The sequence below is a fragment of the Lysobacter sp. Root690 genome (genome assembly GCF_001427785.1).
Taxonomy (GTDB): domain Bacteria; phylum Pseudomonadota; class Gammaproteobacteria; order Xanthomonadales; family Xanthomonadaceae; genus Lysobacter.
The window spans coordinates 67,231-88,874 of record NZ_LMHM01000002.1; the positions used below are offsets into that span (position 1 = coordinate 67,231).

18 protein-coding genes are annotated in these 21,644 nt (G+C 66.9%); 10 read left to right on the plus strand and 8 right to left on the minus strand.

Features of this window, described 5'->3' with window-relative positions; genetic code table 11:
- Positions 1 to 2 precede the first annotated feature (2 nt).
- The 5 genes from ASD86_RS04230 (at position 3) to ASD86_RS04250 (ending at position 8,327) form a co-directional block, all read left to right on the plus strand.
- A complete protein-coding gene (locus ASD86_RS04230; RefSeq protein WP_056107298.1) occupies positions 3 to 1,721 on the plus strand; it encodes a BatD family protein in 1,719 nt (572 codons plus the stop codon).
- A gap of 630 nt (positions 1,722 to 2,351) precedes the next feature.
- On the plus strand, positions 2,352 to 3,731 hold the full coding sequence (locus ASD86_RS04235; RefSeq protein ID WP_056107301.1) for a dicarboxylate/amino acid:cation symporter: 1,380 nt from the start codon (positions 2,352 to 2,354) through the stop codon (positions 3,729 to 3,731).
- A 383-nt stretch (positions 3,732 to 4,114) separates the two neighbouring features.
- Positions 4,115 to 6,115 carry a transketolase gene (tkt, locus tag ASD86_RS04240; protein ID WP_056107304.1) on the plus strand — a complete coding sequence of 667 codons (2,001 nt, stop codon included), beginning with the start codon at positions 4,115 to 4,117 and terminating at the stop codon, positions 6,113 to 6,115.
- Between the two features lie 217 nt (positions 6,116 to 6,332).
- A complete protein-coding gene (locus tag ASD86_RS04245) occupies positions 6,333 to 7,478 on the plus strand; it encodes an acyltransferase (protein ID WP_056107306.1) in 1,146 nt (381 codons plus the stop codon).
- A gap of 360 nt (positions 7,479 to 7,838) precedes the next feature.
- Positions 7,839 to 8,327, plus strand: coding sequence for a transposase (locus tag ASD86_RS04250; RefSeq protein WP_157476129.1), 489 nt, complete (start codon positions 7,839 to 7,841; stop codon positions 8,325 to 8,327).
- A 113-nt stretch (positions 8,328 to 8,440) separates the two neighbouring features.
- Here ASD86_RS04250 and ASD86_RS04255 read toward each other — a convergent pair whose 3' ends face one another.
- The gene (locus ASD86_RS04255) at positions 8,441 to 10,447 is read right to left on the minus strand and encodes an acetyl-CoA hydrolase/transferase C-terminal domain-containing protein (protein WP_056107310.1); all 2,007 of its coding nucleotides are present in this window, start codon (positions 10,445 to 10,447) and stop codon (positions 8,441 to 8,443) included.
- Between the two features lie 85 nt (positions 10,448 to 10,532).
- Here ASD86_RS04255 and ASD86_RS04260 point away from each other — a divergent pair, with 85 nt between their 5' ends.
- Both ASD86_RS04260 and ASD86_RS04265 read left to right on the plus strand, forming a co-directional pair.
- Positions 10,533 to 10,904, plus strand: coding sequence for a BlaI/MecI/CopY family transcriptional regulator (locus ASD86_RS04260; protein WP_056107313.1), 372 nt, complete (start codon positions 10,533 to 10,535; stop codon positions 10,902 to 10,904).
- Positions 10,891 to 12,195 carry a M56 family metallopeptidase gene (locus tag ASD86_RS04265; protein ID WP_082578056.1) on the plus strand — a complete coding sequence of 435 codons (1,305 nt, stop codon included), beginning with the start codon at positions 10,891 to 10,893 and terminating at the stop codon, positions 12,193 to 12,195. Before ASD86_RS04260 ends, ASD86_RS04265 begins: the two co-directional genes overlap by 14 nt.
- Positions 12,196 to 12,243: 48 nt before the next feature.
- Here the strand turns inward: ASD86_RS04265 and ASD86_RS04270 are convergent, their stop codons facing one another.
- The 7 genes from ASD86_RS04270 to ASD86_RS04300 form a co-directional block, all read right to left on the minus strand.
- Entirely contained in the window at positions 12,244 to 12,876 is a 633-nt protein-coding gene (locus ASD86_RS04270) for an ATP-binding cassette domain-containing protein (protein ID WP_056107623.1), read from the minus strand.
- Positions 12,877 to 12,884: 8 nt separating this feature from the next.
- Entirely contained in the window at positions 12,885 to 13,577 is a 693-nt protein-coding gene (gene modB, locus ASD86_RS04275; RefSeq protein ID WP_056107320.1) for a molybdate ABC transporter permease subunit, read from the minus strand.
- Between the two features lie 8 nt (positions 13,578 to 13,585).
- The gene (modA, locus tag ASD86_RS04280; RefSeq protein ID WP_056107323.1) at positions 13,586 to 14,377 is read right to left on the minus strand and encodes a molybdate ABC transporter substrate-binding protein; all 792 of its coding nucleotides are present in this window, start codon (positions 14,375 to 14,377) and stop codon (positions 13,586 to 13,588) included.
- Positions 14,378 to 14,444: 67 nt separating this feature from the next.
- The gene (locus ASD86_RS04285) at positions 14,445 to 14,963 is read right to left on the minus strand and encodes a hypothetical protein (RefSeq protein ID WP_056107326.1); all 519 of its coding nucleotides are present in this window, start codon (positions 14,961 to 14,963) and stop codon (positions 14,445 to 14,447) included.
- A gap of 118 nt (positions 14,964 to 15,081) precedes the next feature.
- Positions 15,082 to 15,951, minus strand: a complete 870-nt coding sequence (locus tag ASD86_RS04290; RefSeq protein WP_056107329.1) for an MBL fold metallo-hydrolase — start codon at positions 15,949 to 15,951, stop codon at positions 15,082 to 15,084.
- 98 nt (positions 15,952 to 16,049) lie between these two features.
- Positions 16,050 to 16,940, minus strand: coding sequence for a S1/P1 nuclease (locus ASD86_RS04295; RefSeq protein ID WP_082578079.1), 891 nt, complete (start codon positions 16,938 to 16,940; stop codon positions 16,050 to 16,052).
- A 287-nt stretch (positions 16,941 to 17,227) separates the two neighbouring features.
- Positions 17,228 to 17,851: an OmpW family outer membrane protein gene (locus tag ASD86_RS04300; protein ID WP_056107333.1), complete on the minus strand. Its 624-nt coding sequence runs from the start codon at positions 17,849 to 17,851 to the stop codon at positions 17,228 to 17,230.
- Positions 17,852 to 18,091: 240 nt separating this feature from the next.
- Here ASD86_RS04300 and gap point away from each other — a divergent pair, with 240 nt between their 5' ends.
- From gap to ASD86_RS04315, 3 genes are all read left to right on the plus strand, one after another.
- Entirely contained in the window at positions 18,092 to 19,096 is a 1,005-nt protein-coding gene (gene gap, locus ASD86_RS04305) for a type I glyceraldehyde-3-phosphate dehydrogenase (RefSeq protein WP_056107336.1), read from the plus strand.
- 381 nt (positions 19,097 to 19,477) lie between these two features.
- On the plus strand, positions 19,478 to 20,146 hold the full coding sequence (locus tag ASD86_RS04310) for an ATP-binding cassette domain-containing protein (protein WP_056107339.1): 669 nt from the start codon (positions 19,478 to 19,480) through the stop codon (positions 20,144 to 20,146).
- Positions 20,143 to 21,549, plus strand: a complete 1,407-nt coding sequence (locus ASD86_RS04315) for a hypothetical protein (RefSeq protein ID WP_056107342.1) — start codon at positions 20,143 to 20,145, stop codon at positions 21,547 to 21,549. Before ASD86_RS04310 ends, ASD86_RS04315 begins: the two co-directional genes overlap by 4 nt.
- Positions 21,550 to 21,644 lie beyond the last annotated feature (95 nt).

Genomic DNA, 21,644 nt, shown 5'->3' on the forward strand with positions numbered 1-21,644 from the left:
CGATGTCGCGATTGCTGGTCAAACTCGGGTTGTGCCTGGCGCTGATGACGTTCAGCGTCGGCGCCTTCGCGCAGGTGCGCGCGTGGCTCGATCGCGATCGCATCAACGCCGACGAGAGCCTGGTGCTGAGCATCCAGCTCGAAGGCGTGGCCGGCAGCGGCCCGAACTACGGACCGTTGCTCGGCGACTTCAAGCTGATCGCGAGCAACGCCGGCACCAGCCTGGAACCTGGGCGCGGCGGCATGGTGATGCGCACCTTGTTCCTGGCTTCGTTGCGGCCGCTGCGCAGCGGGCTGCTGACGATTCCGTCGCTGCAGGTCAACGGCATGAGCACGCGGCCGCTGAGCGTGATGGTCGTCGGCAACGCGCCCGAGCCGCCGCCGCAAGCGCAACCGGTGGCAACCGGCGCGGACGTGTTCATGGAAACGCTGGTCGACGATGACAGTCCGTATGTGCAGCAGGCGGTGGGTTTGACCGTGCGGTTGTATTCGGCGCTGACCTTGGTCGGCGGCAAGCTCGATCAGCCCACCCCGCAGGGTGCGTCCCTGACTCGGGTTGGCGACGACAACCAATACGAGCGCGACATCAGCGGGCGCCGTTACACCATCGTTGAGCGCCGTTTCCTGCTGGTGCCCGAACGCAGCGGACCGATGGCGTTGCCGCAGGCGCGGTTCGACGGACGCAGCGCGCCGGGTCTGTTCGATCAGCTCACCGGCAGCGGCGGCGACGATCAACACGCGCGTTCGCGGCCGCGCACCCTCAACGTGCTGGCCGCGCCGGCGAATGCGCCGCAGCCGTGGTTGCCGTTGCGCAGCGTGACCATGCGGTATCGCAGTACGCCGCAAGGCCTGCGCGTGGGCAGCGCGGCGGCGGTGGTGGTCGAAGCCACCATCGACGGCGCCAACGCCGCGCAATTGCCCGAATTGCTGCTGCCGCCGATCGATGGCATGCAGGTATTCCCCGAACCGGTCCAGGCCGACGAGGGCTTCAACGAAGGCCGGCCGCGGGTGCGGCTGACCCGCAAATTCTCGCTGGTGCCGTCGCGTCCGGGCCCGGTGCGGGTGGACGGTCTGCGCATGGATTGGTGGGACGTGGTCGGCGGCGCGGCGCGCAGCACGACCTTGCCGCCGTTGAACCTGACCGTCACTGGTGTCGGCGGTGCGACGGCTACCGCGCCCGCTACCGGCGGCGCCCTGGCGCCCGACGCGGCGAACACGGGCGCGGCGATTGGTACCGATGCGACGGCCGCATCCTCATCGCCGTTCGGCAATGCGGCGTGGGCGGGCGCGGCGTTGTTGTTTGCGGTGCTGTGGTTGATCACCCTGTTCTGGGCGCTGCATCTGCGCGGCCAACCTTCGCGCGCGCCGGCTGTGGCCGCGGCGACGGGTGCCGCGCCGGCCGCGGCCGGATCGCGCTCGCTGGCCTTGAACCTGCCGGCGCTCAAGCAATTGATCGATGTCGGCGATTTCGAACAGATCGCCACGGTGCTGCGTTCGCTCGCGCGTCCGCCCGCGGCCGACGACGACGAACTGGTCGAGCGTCTGGCCGATCCGGAGCAACGCGAGGCGGTGCAGGCGCTGCGGCGCGCGCGCTGGGGCGGCGGCGACGGCGTCGCCGCGCGCAATCTGCTGCGTGCGGCGTTCGCGCGTCCGCCGCAGTGGCGCGAGGTCGTGGTCGAGGCGCCTTCGGTATTGCCGCCGTTGTATCCGCCTCGGGGTTGATGGCCGGGCTGAGTAACAGCAAGGCGAAGTAGCGCAGAGCAAAAGCAAAGCAGGGCAGAGCAGAGCAAAAGCGAATCCCCCCTGGCCCCCCTTTTGCAAAGGGGGGAACCCCTTCGGGATGTTGCGGGGCGTGGTGATGGCTCGTGGGCTTGACTTGCCCTCGCACTAGCTCTCGCATTTGCTATCGGCATCGGCATCGGCATCGGCATCGGCATCGTCTCGCCTCGCCTCGCCATCCCCATCCCCATCGCCATCGCCATTGCCATTGCCATCAAACTCGAGTTTGCTTTCGGCTTTCGGCTTTCGGCTTCGGCTTCGGCTTCGGCTTCGGCTTTCGGCTTTGGCCCTGGCCCTGGCCCTGGCTCTGGCCGTGCTGTGACCGTGGCATAGCGACCAACATCAAAACGGCCGCCGCTCCTCCCCCAAGCAACTCGTGCTTTCCCCCCCCTTTGCAAAAGGGGGGCAGGGGGGATTCGCTTCTCGCTTTCGCTTCCAGCCAGCGATCACCCCGCGCCGACCCCACCGCCCCATCCCCCAGCCAAGCCCAAAACCCCCTGGTGTATCCTGCCGATTGTTTTGGCCAGGCCCCTTTAGGAGCGCGACTATGAGCAAAACCATGAGCGCAGCCCGATGAGCGACACCGCATCCGCGCGCAAGCCGCTGCCGCTGCACTGGAAGATGGCGATCGGCTTCCTGACCGGTCTGGTGCTGGGCTTGATCGTCTATGCCGCCGGCATCGGCAGCGTCACCTGGGCGCAACTGGTCGGCGACGCCTGCCCGGCCGCCGCGACCGGTAGCGACGTCGCCTGGCAGTGCCGACCGTTGCTGAAGCTGTTCAGCGAGACCGTCACCGGCCCGGCCGGCGAGATCTTCCTGCGCCTGATCTTCATGCTGGTGATCCCGCTGCTGTTCTCGGCCCTGGTCATGGGCGTGAGCGAGATGGGCGACATCCGCTCGTTCGGCCGGGTCGGCTGGCGCACGCTGGGCCTGACCGTGGCGATGTCGGCGATCGCGGTCGTGCTCGGCCTGGTCATGGTCAACGTGTTCAAGCCCGGCGCGGGCGTCGACCCGACCACGGCTCAGCAGATGATGAGCGAGAACGCCGAGCGCGCGCAAAGCATCGTCCAGGGCAGCGCCGACGCGCCCAAGGGACTGCAGATGCTGATCTCGATCGTCCCCAACAACGTGATCAAGGCCGCCGCCGACGACGCCATCCTGGCGGTGATGTTCTTCGCCCTGATGATCGGCATCGGCATGGTGCTGACCAAGTCCAAGGCGGTCGACACCCTGCGCGACGGCATCCAGGGTCTGTTCGATATTTCGATGACCCTGATCGGCCTGGTCATCAAGCTGGCGCCGTACGCGGTGTTCTGCTTCATGTTCAACCTGGCCTCGCAGTTCGGCTGGGACTTGCTGTTCAAGCTGGCCAAGTACGTCGCCGTGGTCGTCGCCGCGCTGGCGATCCACTTGTTCGTGGTGTACGCGCTGGCGCTGAAATTCGTCGGTGGGCGCTCGCCGATCGAATTCTTCCGCGCCGTGCAGGAAGCGATGGTGCTGGCGTTCTCGACCGCGTCGAGCAACGCCACCCTGCCGACCGCGTTGCGCGTGGCCGAGGACGAACTCAAGCTGCCGCGGCGCGTGTCGCGCTTCGTGCTGACCGTCGGCGCGACCGCCAACCAGAACGGCACCGCCCTGTTCGAAGGCGTCACGGTGATCTTCCTGGCCCAGTTCTTCGGCGTCGACCTGAGCCTGGGCCAGCAGGTGATGGTGATGCTGGTGTGCATCCTGGGCGGCATCGGCACCGCCGGCGTCCCCTCGGGTTCGCTGCCGGTGGTGGCGATGATCTGCGCGATGGTCAACGTGCCGCCGCAGGGCATCGGCCTGATCCTCGGCGTCAACCATTTCCTCGACATGTGCCGGACCACGCTCAACGTGACCGGCGACATCGCGATCGCGGCGATGGTCTCGCGCGGGGTCGAGGACCCGCCGGCGGAGCGGATGGAGGACTGAGGTCCGGTCCGCGCGGCGCAATCCGAAGGCCCGCCGTAATGGCGGGCCTTTTGTTTATGTCGCCGTGGACGCGGCCGCGCGCAGACCGCGAGGTTCTTCCGCTTGAGCGAGCCCGACAGCCCAAGTTCGTCAATTCGCCGCCGCCGCGGTCCGCGAAGCCGCGCTCGCTCGACCATGCCGATCCTGTCCGCAACCCAGGCCCGACGCGGCCCGCGCGCCGCCGCGGGCGCCCGGTCGGCCGCGCTCCATACGCTCGCGCGCGACAGCGCCGGCCAGGGGTGGGACAATGGCGGCTCTTCGCCGGCTCCGCCCCAGATCGCCCGCGCTCTGGCCCGGGCCCGGCTTTCAAGACCGGCCTCTCAGCCCTCAGACCGCAGACCCTCATGACGACGCCCAGCCGCCGCGACCTCGCCAACGCCATCCGATTCCTCGCCATCGACGCGGTGCAGGCCGCCAACTCCGGTCATCCGGGCATGCCGATGGGCATGGCCGACATCGCCGAGGTGCTGTGGAACGACTACCTGACCCACAACCCCGGCAACCCGAAGTGGTTCAATCGCGACCGCTTCATCCTCTCCAACGGCCACGGCTCGATGCTGCAGTACGCGCTGCTGCACCTGTCGGGCTATCCGTTGCCGATCGAGGAACTCAAGCGCTTCCGCCAGCTGGGTTCGATGACCCCGGGCCATCCGGAAAACTTCGAAACCCCCGGCATCGAAACCACCACCGGCCCGCTCGGCCAGGGCTTCGCCAACGCGGTCGGCATGGCGCTGGGCGAGAAGCTGCTGGCGCAGCGCTTCAACCGTCCCGAGCACGAGATCGTCGATCACCGCACCTGGGTGTTCATGGGCGACGGCTGCCTGATGGAGGGCATCTCCCATGAAGCCGCGTCGCTGGCCGGCACCTGGGGCCTGCACAAGCTGGTCGCGTTCTGGGACGACAACAAGATCTCGATCGACGGCAACACCGACGGCTGGTTCACCGACGACACCCCGGCGCGGTTCGAGGCCTACGGCTGGCGCGTGATCCGCAACGTCGACGGCCAGGACGCGGTCGAGATCAAGACCGCGATCGACACCGCGCTCAAGCACAGCGACAAGCCGACCCTGATCTGCTGCCGCACCGCGATCGGTTTCGGTTCGCCGAACAAGGCCGGCAAGGAGTCCTCGCACGGCGCGCCGCTGGGCAAGGACGAAATCGTCGCGACCCGCGCCGCGTTGAACTGGCCCTATGCCGAGTTCGAAATCCCGCAGGAGATCTACGACGGCTGGCGTTCGCACAGCACCGGCGCGGTGCGCGAGGACCAGTGGAACCGTCTGTTCGACGCCTACGCCGCGCAATACCCGGCCGAAGCCGCTGAGCTGACCCGCCGCTCGCACGCCGATCTGCCCGCCGATTTCCTGAGCCAAGCCGACACCTACATAGCCAAGCTGCAGGGCGAAGGCCTGACCATCGCCTCGCGCAAGGCTTCGCAGATGGCGATCGAAGCCTTCGCGCCGCTGCTGCCGGAACTGATCGGCGGCTCGGCCGACCTCGCGCATTCCAACCTGACCCTGTGGAAGGCCAGCAAGTCGGTCGCCAGCAGCGATCCGAACGCGAACTATGTGTATTACGGCGTGCGCGAATTCGCCATGACCGCGATCAGCAACGGCCTGCAGCTGCACGGCGGCTTCATTCCGTTCGACGCGACCTTCCTGGTGTTCAGCGACTACGCGCGCAACGCGGTGCGCATGAGCGCGCTGATGGGCGCGCATGCGATCCACGTCTACACCCACGACTCGATCGGTCTGGGCGAAGACGGCCCGACCCACCAGCCGATCGAGCACCTGGCCTCGCTGCGCTACATCCCGCACAACGATGTGTGGCGTCCGTGCGATGCGGTCGAATCGGTGGCGTCGTGGAAGGCCGCGATCGCGCGCAAGGACGGCCCGAGCTGCCTGGTGTTCTCGCGCCAGAACCTGATCCACCAGCCGCGCGACGCGCAGCAGGTCGCGCAGATCGAACAAGGCGGCTACGTGCTGCGCGACAGCGAAGGCACCCCGGACGTGATCCTGATCGCGACCGGTTCGGAAGTCGGCCTCGCCACCCAGGCCGCCGACGTGCTGAGCGGCGAAGGCGTCAAGGTACGCGTGGTGTCGATGCCGTCGAGCGACGTATTCGACCGCCAGCCGCTGGAGTACCGCCAGTCGGTGCTGCCCAACGCGGTGCGCAAGCGCGTCGCGGTCGAAGCGGGCGTCACCGATTTCTGGCGCAAATATGTCGGCCTGGACGGCGACGTGGTCGGCATCGATACCTTCGGCGCCTCGGCGCCGGCCGAAGCCCTGTTCCCGCATTTCGGCTTCACCGTCGAGCATGTGGTCGCGGCGGTGAAGGCGCTGGGCTGAGTCTTCGCCAAGGCTTCATAACGGAACGGTAAATCCGGGGCGGTGACGCCCCGGATTTTTCGTTTCGGGCTTATGGCACATGGCAAACTCGCCGTGTCCATGGGGCTTGAAAGCAGTGCCGATCGCACAGGTGTAGGGCGCGTGCCGCCCACAACTTGTCGCAGCGGTGAAAGTGTGGACGGCAGTAGCCTTCGTTCAATGTGGGGAAACGATCTTGATGTCGACCGCTCCGGCCACCGATTCGCAACAACGCCTGCCGCAGCTCGACGCCCTGCGCGGCATCGCCGCGCTGTACGTGGTGATCTATCACGTCATGGCGATGCCCGACCCGGATTTGTCGGTGCCGGCCTGGGCGCTGCCGATCGTCGGCATGGGCGGCAGCGGCGTGGTGCTGTTCTTCGTCATGAGCGCGTTTTCGCTGTGCCTGACCTGGCCGCGTCACGCAGCATCCGGGCTGCCATTGCGCAGTTTCTATCTCAGCCGCCTGGCCCGGATCGCACCGTTGATGCTGGTTTTGCTGAGCGTGATGGTGTTCAAGGACCAGTTCCGCGCTGTGCCCTTGCGCGGTTACGACGAGGTGGCCTGGAACTATTCGCTGCTGTTCGGCCTGTCGCCGCAATGGCAGCAGGGCATCGTCATGGGCAGTTGGACGATCGGCGTGGAGATGCTGTTCTATGCGATCTTCCCGTTGATCGCCCTGTACGTGCGCGGCCTGTGGCCGCAACTCGCGCTGCTGGTGTTGAGTTATCTACTGGCCTTGTGGGCCAAGACCGGATTGCCGGCCGGCTGGGCGCATTTCGGCGGACACGTCGGCCTGCTGCGGCAATTGCCAGTGTTCGCATTGGGCTGCGTGTTGTTCGAGCTGTGGCGGCGTTTGCGCGAGCTGCCGCAACGACGCAAACACATCGTAGGCGTGAGCCTGCTGTTGCTGGGCGTGCTGGCGCAGGGCTTGTTGTTCTACGGCCGCCTGCCGCCGATCCCGGGGATTGTCGACAGCTGGTACCTGTCGGCGCTGTTCTACGGCCTGATGCTGCTGGGCCTGCTTTTGGCGAGCAACCGCGTGCTGGTCAATCGCGCGACCTGTTTTCTCGGCACGATCAGCTATTCCTTGTACCTGGTGCACCCGTTCGTGGTGTCGCGATCGTACGGTGTGTTCGCGAAGTTCTATGCGGCGCTGCCGGAGGGCACCGCGTACTTCGCCTGCCTCGGCTTGAGTCTGGCGCTGGTCGTTCCGGCCTCGTGGCTGACCTATCGCTTTATCGAGAAGCCGGGCATTCGCCTGGGACATCGGTTGTTTGCGTGGGTGCGGGCGCGGCGGTCGCCGGTTGCGGACGAACGTGGGGCGAGCGGGCTGGCATCTTGAGTCGAGGTCGCTTCGGATCGCCCGGTTTCGTTTGTGTGGGTACGAGCGGAAAGCGTCGGATCCGAAGTCCGTCCCACAAAATCCTGTCGAAGCGTGGCGGTCGGCCGCTGCGTGGCTTGCGTCATGCTTGTGTGTCGATCGTATTTGCCACGCAAAACGCCGCGTGAAAGACCATGGCGATGCCAATAGCGCCAACCGCATCAATCGCGAAGCGGCGAAGTCTTTTGTGGGGCTTCAGCTCCGACGCTTTTCGCTCAGACGCATCGTACGCGCCACGCCAGACGCGCTTAGGGATTTTCCGATTCGGTAGCGCAATCAACCCTGATAGAAAGTAGATGCGTGCGGGCCAATCATGCCTGCATGAACTCACCCGACCATCAGCCAGGCTATCGAGCGATCCGACGCGGCCGCTGGTCCGAACAACAACGCATCTACCTGGTCACCACCGTCTGCATCCGCCGACGCCGTATCTTCGCCAGCGACCTGTGCGCCGACATCGCCGCGCGCGCCATCGCCGATCCCGGGAAGTGGTTGGGCGCGACCCTGCTGTGCTGGGTGCTGATGCCAGACCACTGGCATGGCCTGATCGAACTGCACACCGACATACGCCTTGAAAGCGTGGTGGCCTCATTGAAAGGCCGAGCCGCGCGAGCGGTCAATCGCAGTCTGCACCGCAAGGGAATGGTGTGGGCGCCGGGTTTCCACGATCATGCATTGCGCGAAGACGAAGATGTGTTGCAGGCGGCGCGTTACATCGTCGCCAATCCGAAGCGGGCCGGTTTGGTGCAGCGGGTCGGCGACTATCCGTATTGGGATGCGGTGTGGCTGGAACAAAAGCGTCGGGGCTGAAGCCCCACCCACGAAAATCCTGCTGATTCGGGATGATCGGCTGCTTCATCGCTCCTGCGAATTGCATACGTCAGTTGTCTTTGGTGGCATGGGCTTGTCCCGACGCTCTTCGATCAGTGCGCCGCGCTTTCCTGCAAACCCAGCGCAACCAACTTGGCTTCGACACGCTCGCCCAGGCCGGACGGTTGCTCCAGGCCCATGCGTTGCAAGGCCTCGTGGTCCTGGCTCGCCGGCGCGAACAGCGCACGCAGCACGGTTTTTATCTTCGTGCCCTTTGTGGCCGTGTTGGCCTTCAACCAGCCCAGCCCCTTGATCAGCCGTTGCTCGACCTCATCGAAGTCGCTTCCGAGCGGATAGTCGGGCAGCGTGCCGTCGCGGCGGAACGGCGCCAGCGTTTCGCGCAGGCGCTCTGGGTTGTTGTGGGTGCTCACGCGCGGCACGAACCGCGGCAGTTTGCCGCTGTCCATCGCGGTCGACAGCAGGCCGGCGATGAAGCGCGAGTCGGCGACGGCCGCCATCGCGCGGATGCAGTCCTCGTCGGTCTTGCCGCGCAGGTCGGCGATCCCGTATTCGGTGATGTAGATATCGCGCAGATGACGCGGGATCGTGGTCTGGGCGTAGTTCCAGACCACGTTCGAGCGGACCTCGCCGCCGCTCTCGCGGCTGGCGCGCAGCATCAGCACCGAACGCGCGTTGGGCAGCGCGTGGGCCATCGCGACGAAGTTGTACTGCCCGCCGACGCCCGACACCACCCGGCCGTCGTCGAGCGTGTCCGACACCGCCGCGCCGAGCGCGGTGGCCATCATGCAGCTGTTGAAGAAGCGCGCGTCGCGGCGTTGCAGGCGTTCCAGGGTTTCGTTGCCGCCGTACAGTTCGTTGACCTCGCTGATCCGGCGCATGCTGATGCCGCGGCGCTGGTCGTCGGGCAGATGCCGCAGCCATTGGTAGAAATCCGGCGAGCCCAGATAGAAGCCGCCTTGCAGGAATTCGCCTTCGCGTTCGAGCCGGGCGAGGTCTTCGGAACTGGCGTCGCCGTCGTGCACGCGGCGCATCACTTCCAGATCGTCGACGACCTTGCGCTTGATCACGCCGACTTCGACCAATCGCCGGAAGCCTTCGTTGATCATTTCGGAACAGCCAAAAAGCCCAACGCTAAATGGACCAAGCGGCGCGACTGGCGCCTTCGCGTTACGGTCTGCGACCAGGTCAACTTCGCTCGAAGCGGTTTGGCCGAGCGGCGCGGCTTCCGCCTGAGAACCAACCCCCAACGCCGCAATCACCTGCAGATACGCCGCATTGTCCGTATGCCGCAGCGCCAGCGCATGACACAGCGCATCGGCCAGCGTGCCGATGCCGATCTGCAAGGTGCCGCCGTCGCGCACCAGGGTGCTCGCGTAAAAACCGATCGCGTAATCGGCATCGCTGACCGGTTGCCGCGGCAGGCCGAACAGTTTCGGATACGGTCCCGGCGGCGTCACCACCGCATCGAAGAAATTCGCCTCGACCGCCGCGCTGCCGTCGAGCCACGGCAACTGCGGATCGACTTCGGCGATCAATATCGGACGCGGCAGGCCGCGCGCGACGATCGCGTCGATCGCATCGAAGGTCAGGTCGGTATTGCACGACAGCGACAGGCGCGTGCCACCGCTCGGATCGGCGGCGACTTTCTGCACGATCGCGTTGACCCCGCGATCGGCAAGCGCGCGCGCGACGTGGGTGTAGTTGAGGCTGGCGTAACGGCGCTGGGTCGCGCTGGCGTTGAGCAGCGCGCCCGATTGCAGATAGAACTCCTCGATCTCGACATGCGCCGGCAAGCTGTTGCGCTTGAGCGCCTGCACATAGCGCAGGCGCGGGAAGTCGTCGCCGAAATGGCGCTGCGCGAACGGCCCGATGAAGCGGCCTTCCAGACCCTTGCCCGCGCCGGGCGGGTCCAGCGACAGCGCGGTGTACAGGTGCAGCGGCCGCTGGGTCTCGCGCTCGGCGCGTTCGTACAAGGCGTTGAGCAAGCGATGCGGCTTGCCCAGGCCGAGCGGCGCGCCGACGTGCAGGGCGCCGTCGAGACGCTGGTAAAGAAGGTCGACGGCGTCGGCCAGGGATTGGAAGCGGGCGGGTTCGTTCATGCGACCAGTATCTCAATCCGGGCAAATTGGTGCTTGCAATTTTCGTTTACGTGCGTAATCTCAGGAAAAATTACGGATGTAAACGATGCAGATCAGCGAAGCCGAGTCGGTGGTGATGGACGTGCTGTGGCAACGCCATCCGCGCAGCGCGGAGGAGGTCGTCGCCGCGCTCGCCGACAGCCAGTCCTGGCAGGAGCCGACGGTCAAGACCTTGCTCAACCGCTTGTTGAACAAAGGCGCCATCCGCGCCGAGAAAGAGGGGCGGCGCTATCTCTACGCGCCGGTGCTCAAGCGCGAGGACTGGGTGTTGGAGGAAAGCCAGGGCTTGCTGGAGCGCTTGTTCGGCGGACGCGTGGCGCCCTTGGTCGCGCATTTCAGCGAGCACCGCAAGCTCAGCCGCAAGGACATCGCCGAGCTGCGCAAACTGCTGGAGGATCTCGACGATGAGCCGCGCTGAGTGGCTTGGGGTTTTGCTGGAAACCAGCGCGGCGATGAGCGTCGCCGTGGTCGCGGTGCTGCTGTTGCGAAAGTGGTTGCGACGATGGTTCGGAGCGGGCGTGGGGTACTACGCTTGGTGGATCGTTCCGGCGGCTGTATTGGCGACGCAGTTGCCCACGTCTTCGCGCACAGTGTTGCCGATGGCGGAAGGTTTCTGGTCGCTGGACCTCGCTGGTGCCGCACCTGTCGCCGTGTCGGCGACGTTTACGAGGGACAATGGCGCGTTGGCGATCGCGATCTGGCTGCTCGGCGCGGTCGCGGCTGCCGCCTGGATGATCCGGAATCAACGCCGCTTCCGCGCGTCGCTCGGGCGATTGTCGGTACACAGCGACGGCTGCTTGCGATCGCAGTGCGATGCCGGCCTGCCCGCGGTGATCGGCTTGTGGCGCTCCGCGATCGTGCTGCCGCAGGATTTCGAACGCCGCTTCGACGCGCGCCAATGCGAACTGATCCTGGCCCACGAGCGAGTGCATCTGAGAAGGGGCGATCTGCGGCTCAACGCGCTCGTTGCGGTGCTGCGTTGCGTGTTCTGGTTCAACCCATTATCGCATTACGGCGCCGCGCGCTTTCGCCACGATCAGGAATTGTCCTGCGATGCGCGGGTGATCGCGCGGCATCCAGGCGCGCGGCGGGCTTACGCGCAGGCTTTGTTCACTATCCAGCTCTCGGCGCAGGCCACGCCTTTGGGCTGCCATTGGGGTCACACCCATCCTTTGCAGGAGCGAATCCAAATGTTGAAACGAAACACGAATACGCCGTTGCGCCGCAGGGTCGGCGTCATCGCGGTCACGGTCTTGGCCTGCGCCGCGGGCGCGATAGCTTGGGCCGCGCAACCGGCGCGACCGGCGCCATCGGCCAGCGCGCCGGCGCCGGGCACGGTGACGATGGACTTCGTCGCCAAGGTCGGCGGCCATGAGCGGCGTTTCACTCAGATCGAGCCGGTCGGACGAGCCTTCTCGATCCGTGATGCCGGCGGCGACGCGCAATGGAGCATCGATGGCGTGGTCACGGTCGGCGAGGACAAAGCCGTGTATCCGGGCTCGACTCGCGACACGGTCTGGCTGGCGATGACGCTGCGCAAGAACGGCGAAGTCGTCGCAACGCCCAAGGTGGCGGTGAAGAACGGCAGTACGGCGCGTATCGCGCACGGCGGAAAACCCGGTGCCGGCGATGCGGATCTGGAGTTGCAGATCAAGCTGACCGCGGCGCAGGCGGTCGCGGTGTCGGCGCAGGGTACGGTGGCCCGATAAGGTCTACGCAACGGATGTCGCGGCGACGGCCGCGCATCCGTTGCCGCATCAATCGACGGTATGCACTTCCTCGGCGATGCGCCGCACTTCTTCCGGGTAATGGCTGACGTAGATCATCGGCAATGACGTCTCGTCGCGCACGCGTTGCAGGTACGGCAGCAGTTCGTCGCGACGGTTCATGTCGAGCATCGACAGCGGTTCGTCCAGCAGAAGGATGCGCGGCTGCGAGAGCAGGGCGCGGCCGAGCGCGACGCGCTGCATTTCGCCGCCGGACAAGCCAGCGGTGCCGCGTTGCAGCAGCGGGCCGATGCCTAGCAGTTCGACGATCGCGTCGAGTTCGAAGCGCGGCGCGCGTTTCGCCTCGCCCCGTAATCCGTAAAGCAGGTTGCGGCGCACGTCCAGGTGCGGAAACAGACGCGCGTCCTGGAACACGTAGCCGATATGGCGGCGATGCGCCGGCAGATCGATGCGCGCATCGCTGTCGTACAAACAGCGGCCGGCGATTTCAATGCGTCCGCGCAGCGGCCGCAGCAGGCCGGCGATCGCATGCAGCAACGAGGTCTTGCCGGCGCCGGAGTCGCCGACCACCGCGATCACGCGCTGCTCGCTGCGGATCGCGAACGAGCGGGTGAAGCCGCCGCGGCGCAGTTCGACGTCGATCAGAAAGCTTGCGGCGTTCATCGTCGCGCTCATCGCTGCGCACTCGCGCGCTGGCGTTGCACCAGCCATTCCGACACCAGCACTGCGGCGAACGAGATCGCCACCGCGACCACCGCCAGCCGCAACACGCCCGACTCGCCGCCGGGCACTTGCATCAGGCCGTAGATCGCCGACGACAGGGTCTGGGTTTCGCCTGGGATGTTCGAGACGAAGGTGATGGTCGCGCCGAACTCGCCGAGCGCCTTGGCGAACGACAGCACCGCGCCAGCCATCAACCCCGGCCATGCCAATGGCAGAGTCACGCCGAAGAACACCCGCCAGCGGTTGGCGCCGAGGGTCGAGGCGGCTTGTTCCAGACGTTGATCGACCGCTTCGATCGACAGCCGGATCGCGCGCACCATCAGCGGAAAGCCCATGATCGCGCTGGCCAGCGCGGCGCCGGTCCAGCGGAACGCGAAACTGATGTGCAGATACTCGGCGAGGAAGCGGCCGATCGGCCCTTGCGAACCGAACGCGATCAGCAAGGCGTAACCGGTGACCACCGGCGGCAACACCAGCGGCAGGTACAGCAAGGTGTCGAACAGCAGCTTGCCGGGAAAGCGCGTGCGCGCCAGCAACCAGCCGAGCGCCACGCCGAGCGGCAGGCTGCACACGGTGGCGACCGTGGCGACCTTCAGGCTCAGCGCGATCGCGGTGAGTTCGGCCGGGCTGAAGTCGAACATCGAGCGCGTCAGTCCAGCGCGGTGAAGCCGTGGCGGCGGAAGATCGCGCTCGCGGCCGGCGACTTGAGCCACTTCACGAACGCGGCGGCGTTGGGCTGCTTGCTCGCGTTCAATCGCGCGATCGGATAGACGATCGGCGGGTGGCTGTTGGCCGGGAAGGTAGCGAGCACGCGCACGTTCGGTTCGGCCTTTGCGTCGCTGCCGTAGACCACGCCGAGCGGGGCTTCGCCGCGCGCGACCAGCATCAGCGCGGCGCGCACGTTCTCGGCTTCGGCGACCTTGGGTTGCAGCTGATCCCACACGCCCAGCGAGGTGAACGCCGCGCGCGCGTACTTGCCGGCCGGCACGCTCGCGGTCAGCGCCAGAGCGATGCGGCCGTCGCCGAGCAGCGGCAGCAGCTTCACCCCGGGCTTGAGCGCGACGGCCTTGGCTTCACTCGTCTTCGGCGCGATCAACACCAGGGTGTTGCCGAGCAGATTGCGCCGGCTGCCGTCGTCGATCAGCTTGCGTTCGTGCAGGTAGTCCATCCAGTCCAGATCGGCCGAGACGAATACGTCGGCCGGCGCGCCTTGTTCGATCTGACGGGCGAGCGCGGAGCTGGCGGCGTACGACACCCGCACCGGTTGCGCGCTGGCTTTCTGGTACGCGGCTGCGGCTTCGTCGAAGGATTCCTTGAGGCTGGCGGCGGCGAACACGGTGATCGGTTCGGCGGCCGGCGTCTGCGCGGCGGCGAAACCCGCGGCGAGCAGACAGGTCACGGAACACAGGGTTTGCAGCCAGCGGCGACGAATCGGATTCATGACGGGCCTGATCGGTTGGGGGTGCAGGCAGAGTACCGCCAGCGGGTGAGGGTGGGATGCGCGCCGCTCAGCGCGCGTCGATCACCCGGATCGATTCGACCTGGCGCACCCAGCGCGCGGGCCGCGATTCGCCCGGCGCGATCAGTCGCCACGGACCGTCGTCGGCCGGCAGCGCCTTGCCGTCGCAACGACGGGTCAGCACGACCTGGCGATTGCCCAGGCTGGGATCGAGTTCGCCGAGTGAGAACGCCGCGCGGTAGCCGTCGCGGGCCTGCACCACGACCACGCGCGCGAGTTGCGGGCCGCGCAGCGGCTCGGCCGGGATCGCGCCGCTGGCGCGCAGCAGTTCGTGCAGGGCGACGCCTTCGCAGCTGAGTTTTTTGCCGTGCGCTTCGCCTTGCGCGCTGATCTGCGGCAGGTGCGCGATCAGCGCTTCGTCGAGCTTGACCTCGACCGGCGCGATCGGCGCGGACGGTCTGGGCGCTTCGTGCCGGTGCGGCGGGGGAGCGGTTTTGTCGTCGGCCCGGGCGACGCCGAGCGACGCGAGCGCGATCGATACGACCAGCGAAACCTGCAGACGGATCATGGGCGCTCCTGGGTGAGGACGGGTTTTGTGGATGGATCGAATCGCGGCGATGGATCGGCCGGGCGATCCGCGAATATCGGTTTGCGGTGGCGCCGCGAACGCGTCGCGCAAGCGTGGTTCAGAACTGATCGAGCGGCAGTTTCAGATAGCGTACGCCGTTGCCCTCGGCCTCGGGCAGCGCGCCGCCGCGCAGATTGACCTGCAACGCCGGCAGGATCAGCGCCGGCACCGCCAGGGTCGCGTCGCGCGCTTCGCGCAGGGCGACGAATTCGGCCTCGCCGGTGTCGGCGCGGACGTGGATGTTGCCGCGCTTCTGTTCGCCGATCGTGGTTTCGCAGGCGACCTCGCGGCCGCCGGGGCCGTAGTCGTGGCAGACGAATACGCGGGTGGTGTCGGGCAATCGGTACAGCCGCTGGATCGACTGGTACAGCATCGCCGCGTCGCCGCCGGGAAAGTCGCAGCGTGCGGTGCCGCTGTCGGGCAGGAACAGCGAGTCGCCGGTGAACAAGGCATCGCCGATCAGATACGCCAGGCTGTCCTGGGTGTGGCCGGGCACCGGGATCGCCTGCGCCGACAACTCGCCCACCGCGAACGTGTCGTCGTCGTCGAATAGTCGATCGAAACAAGATGCCTCGGTTTCGGCCAGGCCGAACACCGGCGCGAAGAACCGTCGCACCTCGCCGATGCGGCGGCCGATCGCCAACTGCGGCGCGTGTCCGCCATCGGCCTGCAGGCGCTGGCGCAAGACATGCGCGGCGCTGAGGTGATCGGCGTGGGCGTGGGTTTCCAGCAGCCAGTCGACCCTCCATCCGCGGCCGCGCGCTTCGCTCAGCAGCCGTTGCGCGCTGTCGGTCGCGGTGCGGCCGGCGCGCGGGTCGAAGTCGAGCACCGGGTCGATGATCGCCGCCGCGCCGCTGACCGGATCGGCCACGAGGTAGGACCAGGTGCCGGTATCGGCGTGGTGGAACGGCACGACCTGCGGCGACATGCGGATCTCCTGAGCGAACGACGGGCGCGGCTGGCAAGCGTACGGGTAGCAACGCGGCGCGGGCAGATCAAGGGACGGCTCGTCCCCCGGATCAGTCTTTAGCGCGGCTTGGCGAACGCCGCGTTGAGCACTTCGGCCAGATGCTCGCCGCCCATGCGCAACTGGGTTTCGGCGACCGGGCGCCAGGTGGTGACGTAGTCGGCCGGCAGCTTGTGTGCGGGCTTGCCCGACGGCGTGAGCGGATAGAACCCCGGCTGCAGCACCAGCTTGCACGAGCTTTCGGCCCAGCCCGGCGAATCCGGCGGCAGACCGGCGCCGCCGACCCGCGGCACTTCGATCGTGCGCAGGCGTTCGAGGTAGGCGTCGTCCTTGAGTTTGTTCATCGACAGCATGGTGCTGTCCCACAGCGAATGCAGATTGGCGCCGTAGCCGTCCGGGCGCGCGGGCTGGCCGGGGATCGACAGCTGGAAATCGTTGCCGCCCTTGTCGTGGCCGAACCCGGCGTGCAGCGGTTGATGCACGTCGCCGACGAAATGGACCACGAACTTCAGCGCCTGTACGCGCTCGTCCTGCGGCCTGGAGCGATCGGCCAGGATCGCGGCCTGGGCGCGGATCGCCTCGACCACGCAGTTGCCGCCCGGGCAGTGGCGGGTGGCGTCGTAATGGCAGTCGTCCTCGGCGATGTTGACGTAATGCCACTTGCCGCTGCGCCGGCCGAGGTCGGGGTCGTTGGCGCGCAGCTCGTCGGCCCAGTTGGCGATGGCGGGCAGCGGATCGTCGCTCGACGCCGCATCGGGTTCGCCGGCCAGCAGTTGCTGGATCTGGCTGCGCACGTCGGGACGCAAGTCGTCCCAGGCCAACGCGGCGACCAGGCGATGGCCCTGCGGGCCCCAGGCGAGGGCGTTGAGCGGCAGCAGGAGCAGCAGCGCGGCGAACCGGCGCAGGCGACGGCGGGCGGGACGGGAGGCGTCGATTGGCATGTTTTTCATGGCCGCCACTTTACCGGAGCGGCCGCGGCGGCCGCTGTCCGAACGTGGCGGTGCGAGCAACGTTGGCGAGCCCACCGTGCTTTTCCCCCCTTTGCAAAAGGGGGGCAGGGGGGATTCGCTTTTGCTCTGCCGTCGCAAGCAAAAGCAAAAGCAAATCCCCCCGCGATCGCTACGCGATCCCGGCCCCCTTTTTTAAAGGGGGCGAACTGCAAAGGCCACGAAAGGCGACGGCAAGGATTCGTACAGTCACGCGGCCGAGAGCCGCATCAACCCGCCGCCCGACCCGCTCAGAACTTCATCACGTACGCCAGACCGAACACGGCCGGATCGATATCGGCCTTGCCGATCTTCTCGCCGTTGAGCTCGACATCGCTCTCGATGTCGATCCAGCGCGCGTCCACCCGGATCGAGCTGCGCTCGGTGATGATGAAGTCGATGCCCACATGCGCGGCGACGCCGACCGAATCGTCCAGCTTGAGGTCGTTGCCGCGCAACGGGCCGCTGGTCTTCTCGCTGAAGAAGGTCGTGTAGTTGATGCCCACGCCGACGAACGGCGAGACCGTGCCGCGGCTGTTCCAGTGGTACTGCAGCGAGAACACCGGAGGCAGGTGCTTGGTCGAGCCGACCTTGCCCAGGCCCCGGATCTCGATGTCGTGCTTGAACGGCGTGGCCGCCAGCACTTCGATGCCCAGGTTCTCGCGGATGAAGTATTCGAAGGTGATGGTCGGCTGGACGTCGTCGCCGATTTCCAGCTGCGCGGTGCCCCCGAGCAGGCTGCCGTTGTCGGACTTGGGCGTGACCTGGTGGGCGCCGATGCCCAGGGTGTAAGTGCCGGCCTGCTGGGCCAGGGCGGGCTGGGCCGCGCAGGCGAGGGCCGCGGCGACGGCGGCGCCGATCAGTCGATGGTTCATTCCTTGAGTCCCCTAGGTTCGTCGGTGAGTGCCGGAATTGTAATCTTGCTGAACAGGCCTTGGCCTGTTTGGCACTCTAAATATGCATTAGAACGGCAAACCTTGATTGTCGTCGCAGTCCCGCGCGCGCTCACCCAAGCTCTCGGCCGGGCAACGGCCGGACTGCGACGCCGGCCACGCCTTGCTAGAATGGCGGTTTCCCCACTTCGAACCGCACGCGCGGCCGCAGGAGTTAGCTCAATGACGATCAAGGTAGGCATCAACGGCTTCGGCCGCATCGGACGCAACGTCCTGCGCGCTGCCGTGCAGAACTTCGGCAGCGAGATCGAGATCGTCGCCATCAACGACCTGCTCGAGCCGGATTACCTGGCCTACATGCTGCAGTACGACTCGGTCCACGGCCGTTTCAAGGGCGAGGTCAAGGTCGAAGGCAACACCCTGATCGTCAACGGCAAGCCGATCCGCCTGACCCAGGAACGCGATCCGGCCAACCTGAAGTGGGATGAAGTGGGCGCCGAAGTGGTGATCGAGTCGACCGGCCTGTTCCTCGACAAGGTCACCGCGCAGAAGCACCTCGACGCGGGCGCCAAGAAGGTCGTGCTGTCGGCGCCGTCGAAGGACGACACCCCGATGTTCGTGTTCGGCGTCAACGACAAGACCTACAAGGGCGAGGCGATCGTCTCCAACGCCTCGTGCACCACCAACTGCCTGGCGCCGCTGGCCAAGGTCATCAACGACAAGTGGGGCATCAAGCGCGGCCTGATGACCACCGTGCACGCCGCCACCGCGACCCAGAAGACGGTCGACGGCCCGAGCAACAAGGACTGGCGCGGCGGCCGCGGCATCTTGGAGAACATCATCCCGTCGAGCACCGGCGCGGCCAAGGCGGTCGGCGTGGTGATCCCGGAGCTCAACAAGAAGCTCACCGGCATGTCGTTCCGCGTGCCGACCTCGGACGTGTCGGTGGTCGACCTGACCGTCGAGCTCAACAGCGAAGCCAGCTACGCCGAGATCTGCGCGGAAATGAAGGCGCAGAGCGAAGGCGCGCTGAAGGGCGTGCTGGGCTACACCGAAGACAAGGTCGTGGCGACCGACTTCCGCGGCGACGCGCGCACCTCGATCTTCGACGCCGAAGCCGGCATCGCGCTCGACGGCACCTTCGTCAAGCTGGTGAGCTGGTACGACAACGAGTGGGGCTATTCGAACAAGTGCCTGGAAATGGTCAAGGTCGTCGCGGGCAAGTAAGCCGCGATGCTCACGCCGCCGGTGACGGCGGCGGTCAACGAAAAGCCCCGCGATTGCGGGGCTTTTTGTTTGTGGTGCGTTGTTTGCGCGGGTGTCTTCTTTCGTTGAAGCGCGGTAACGGTATCCGCCAGCAAGAACGAATCATTTTTGTCCTCCTTCAAACTAGGACGTCCGCATCGCAATGCGGCGACCGGCGTGCCGCGTCGGCACGAAAAGGAAGAAAAAATACGTCTTTTCGGACTAGTCCCAACTCCTTGCTCACTCAAGTGGCTGAGTATCGGCAGCGACATCGCCAGTTGGAGCGCCTGTTCGCTCCGGTCGCGTCCGATAACCCTTCAACCTCCGCCGTTCCGCACGGGTCGTGGCGGACATCGAGGCGATATGAGCAAGCTGGTCCTGGACGGCGTCTTCAAGTACTACTGGAACAAGCCGGTTCTCAATAAGGTGAGCTGCAGCTTCGCACCCGGTCTGACCCTGCTGGTCGGCCCCAGCGGCGCGGGCAAGTCGACCTTGCTGCGGCTGATCGCGACAGCGGAGAAGCCGAGCAGCGGCCGTATCGTCTGGAACGACGAGCCGCTGCCAGGCGCGCGCGACAAATTGAGGCAGACGCTGGGCTACGCGCCGCAGGCCGTGGAGCTGCCCGACGACCTCAGCGCGCGCGAATTCGCCATGCACATGGCGGCGTTGAAGGGGCTTGACCTGAGCGCGGCGGATCTGCAGTTCGGCGCGATCGCCGAGCGCATCGGCCTGCACGCCGACATCAACCGTCCCATCGCGACCTTCTCCGGCGGCATGCGGCGAAGGCTGATTTTCGCCCAGGCCATGCTCGGCGCGCCGCGGGTGATCGCGCTCGACGAGCCGACCGCGGAACTCGATCGCGAGACCGCGCAACGGGTCGGCGCGCTGATTCTCGAACGCGCCGCCGAGGCGATCGTGGTGATGACCACCCACCTCGCCGACGAACTCGCGCCGCGAGCGGTGGATGTGCTGCGGATCGAAGCCGGCGTGCTCGGCTCCGCCCGCGCGAGCGGCGAGCAGGAGGTCGCTTGAGCGCGCTCGCGGTCGCGCGTTCCTCGTTCGCGACCTCGCTGGTGCGCTACCGCCGCAGTTGGGGGCTGTGGCTGCTGTTGCTGGTCGCGCCGGTCAGCGCGCGCTACTGGATCGCCGGCAAGGACGCGGCGAGCGCGGCGATCGTCGTCAACGGCAAGGCGCCGGTGCTGACGTCGGCGGTGGTCGGCTTGTCGCTCGGCGTCATTCTTTCCACCGTGCTGCTACCGGTCATTTTCATTTACCTGCGTTCCAACACCACCCGGCGTCAGCCTTGGCAGATCGAAGAGACGACCGCGGCGTCGCGGGTCGCGATCGGCTTCGGACGTTTCGGCGCCGATAGCGCCGTACTCGCGGCGGTGCTGGCGGCCCTGACGCTGGCCGGTTGCCTGCTGGCCTGGGTGATCGGCGCGGTCGACGGAGTACGTCCGCTCGACATCGCCCTGAGTCTTTGCCTGATCGCGGCGCCCGCGCTGACGGGCGTGGCGGCGGTGCGCGCCGTGTGCGATAGCCTGCCGCTCACTCGCGGCGCGCTCGGCGAGGTCGGATTTCTGATTCTGTGGATCGTCTCGATTACCGTGTCGGCGCTCAGCTCGATGCTGGATCGCGGCTTCATCGCCGCCATGCTCGATTTTTCCGGGTTCGTGCGGCCGATCATCCACACTCTGCCGGACGATGCGTTGCAGATCATCACGATCGGCAGATCGCCGGTGACGGCGGATCGGATCGCCATCGACGTCAACAGCGGCCTGCTATCGGCGAGCTATGTCGCCTCGCGACTGCTGTGGGCGGGATGGGCGCTGGCGTTGGTCGCGCTCGCCGGCGTCGTGTACCGGCCGCATCGGCCGGGCAGGCGTTGGAGCGTGCGCGACCGGATCGCCGCGCGGTTCGCGGCCGGGCCGCCGCCGCCGGCGCAAGCCGATGCTGCGCCCGCTCGCGCGGTGTCGATGCCATGGCTCGGTGTACTGATCGCGGAGTTTCGACTGATCGGGCGCGGACGGGCCTGGCGATTGCTGGCTTTGGTGGTGGCGCTGGCCGGTCTGTTCGGCGATTTCTCCCGAGTGATCGCTCCGGCCCTGGTCCTGCTGCTGATTTTCGGCGCGTGCGCGCAGGCCGGACGCAGCGAACCACGCGCGCTGCTGGCATTGACCCGGACCCTGCCGTGTCCGCCGATGTTGCGGCGTCTCGCCTTCGTCGTGGCCGGGATCGCGTGGTCGTTGACGATGGCGTTGCCGGCGATCGTCAAGGCGATGGTGGCGGGCAGCTTCGAGCCGTTGGCGATCGCTTCGATGGCCGGCGCGATCGTCGCCACCGTCGCGATCACGCTGAGTACCTGGGCGCGTTCGGCGGTCGCCGCGCGGCTGATCCTGCTGATCGCCTGGTACGCCTGGATAACCGCTTCGTAGTGGCCGCGCCGCGGTCGCGTCACCCGCCGCGGCCGTGGACGATTCGAGCGGCTTGCCGATCGCGAATCCGGACGCGCCGCGCCTCCCGCGCGGCG

Excerpts from the sequence above, each read along its gene's own strand:
- ASD86_RS04230 (WP_056107298.1), top strand. The coding sequence starts at position 3 with ATGTCGCGATTGCTGGTCAAACTCGGGTTGTGCCTGGCGCTGATGACG.
- ASD86_RS04235 (WP_056107301.1), top strand. The coding sequence starts at position 2,352 with ATGAGCGACACCGCATCCGCGCGCAAGCCGCTGCCGCTGCACTGGAAG.
- tkt (WP_056107304.1), top strand. The coding sequence starts at position 4,115 with ATGACGACGCCCAGCCGCCGCGACCTCGCCAACGCCATCCGATTCCTC.
- ASD86_RS04245 (WP_056107306.1), top strand. The coding sequence starts at position 6,333 with ATGTCGACCGCTCCGGCCACCGATTCGCAACAACGCCTGCCGCAGCTC.
- ASD86_RS04250 (WP_157476129.1), top strand. The coding sequence starts at position 7,839 with ATGAACTCACCCGACCATCAGCCAGGCTATCGAGCGATCCGACGCGGC.
- ASD86_RS04255 (WP_056107310.1), bottom strand. The coding sequence starts at position 10,447 with ATGAACGAACCCGCCCGCTTCCAATCCCTGGCCGACGCCGTCGACCTT.
- ASD86_RS04260 (WP_056107313.1), top strand. The coding sequence starts at position 10,533 with ATGCAGATCAGCGAAGCCGAGTCGGTGGTGATGGACGTGCTGTGGCAA.
- ASD86_RS04265 (WP_082578056.1), top strand. The coding sequence starts at position 10,891 with ATGAGCCGCGCTGAGTGGCTTGGGGTTTTGCTGGAAACCAGCGCGGCG.
- ASD86_RS04270 (WP_056107623.1), bottom strand. The coding sequence starts at position 12,876 with ATGAACGCCGCAAGCTTTCTGATCGACGTCGAACTGCGCCGCGGCGGC.
- modB (WP_056107320.1), bottom strand. The coding sequence starts at position 13,577 with ATGTTCGACTTCAGCCCGGCCGAACTCACCGCGATCGCGCTGAGCCTG.
- modA (WP_056107323.1), bottom strand. The coding sequence starts at position 14,377 with ATGAATCCGATTCGTCGCCGCTGGCTGCAAACCCTGTGTTCCGTGACC.
- ASD86_RS04285 (WP_056107326.1), bottom strand. The coding sequence starts at position 14,963 with ATGATCCGTCTGCAGGTTTCGCTGGTCGTATCGATCGCGCTCGCGTCG.
- ASD86_RS04290 (WP_056107329.1), bottom strand. The coding sequence starts at position 15,951 with ATGTCGCCGCAGGTCGTGCCGTTCCACCACGCCGATACCGGCACCTGG.
- ASD86_RS04295 (WP_082578079.1), bottom strand. The coding sequence starts at position 16,940 with ATGAAAAACATGCCAATCGACGCCTCCCGTCCCGCCCGCCGTCGCCTG.
- ASD86_RS04300 (WP_056107333.1), bottom strand. The coding sequence starts at position 17,851 with ATGAACCATCGACTGATCGGCGCCGCCGTCGCCGCGGCCCTCGCCTGC.
- gap (WP_056107336.1), top strand. The coding sequence starts at position 18,092 with ATGACGATCAAGGTAGGCATCAACGGCTTCGGCCGCATCGGACGCAAC.
- ASD86_RS04310 (WP_056107339.1), top strand. The coding sequence starts at position 19,478 with ATGAGCAAGCTGGTCCTGGACGGCGTCTTCAAGTACTACTGGAACAAG.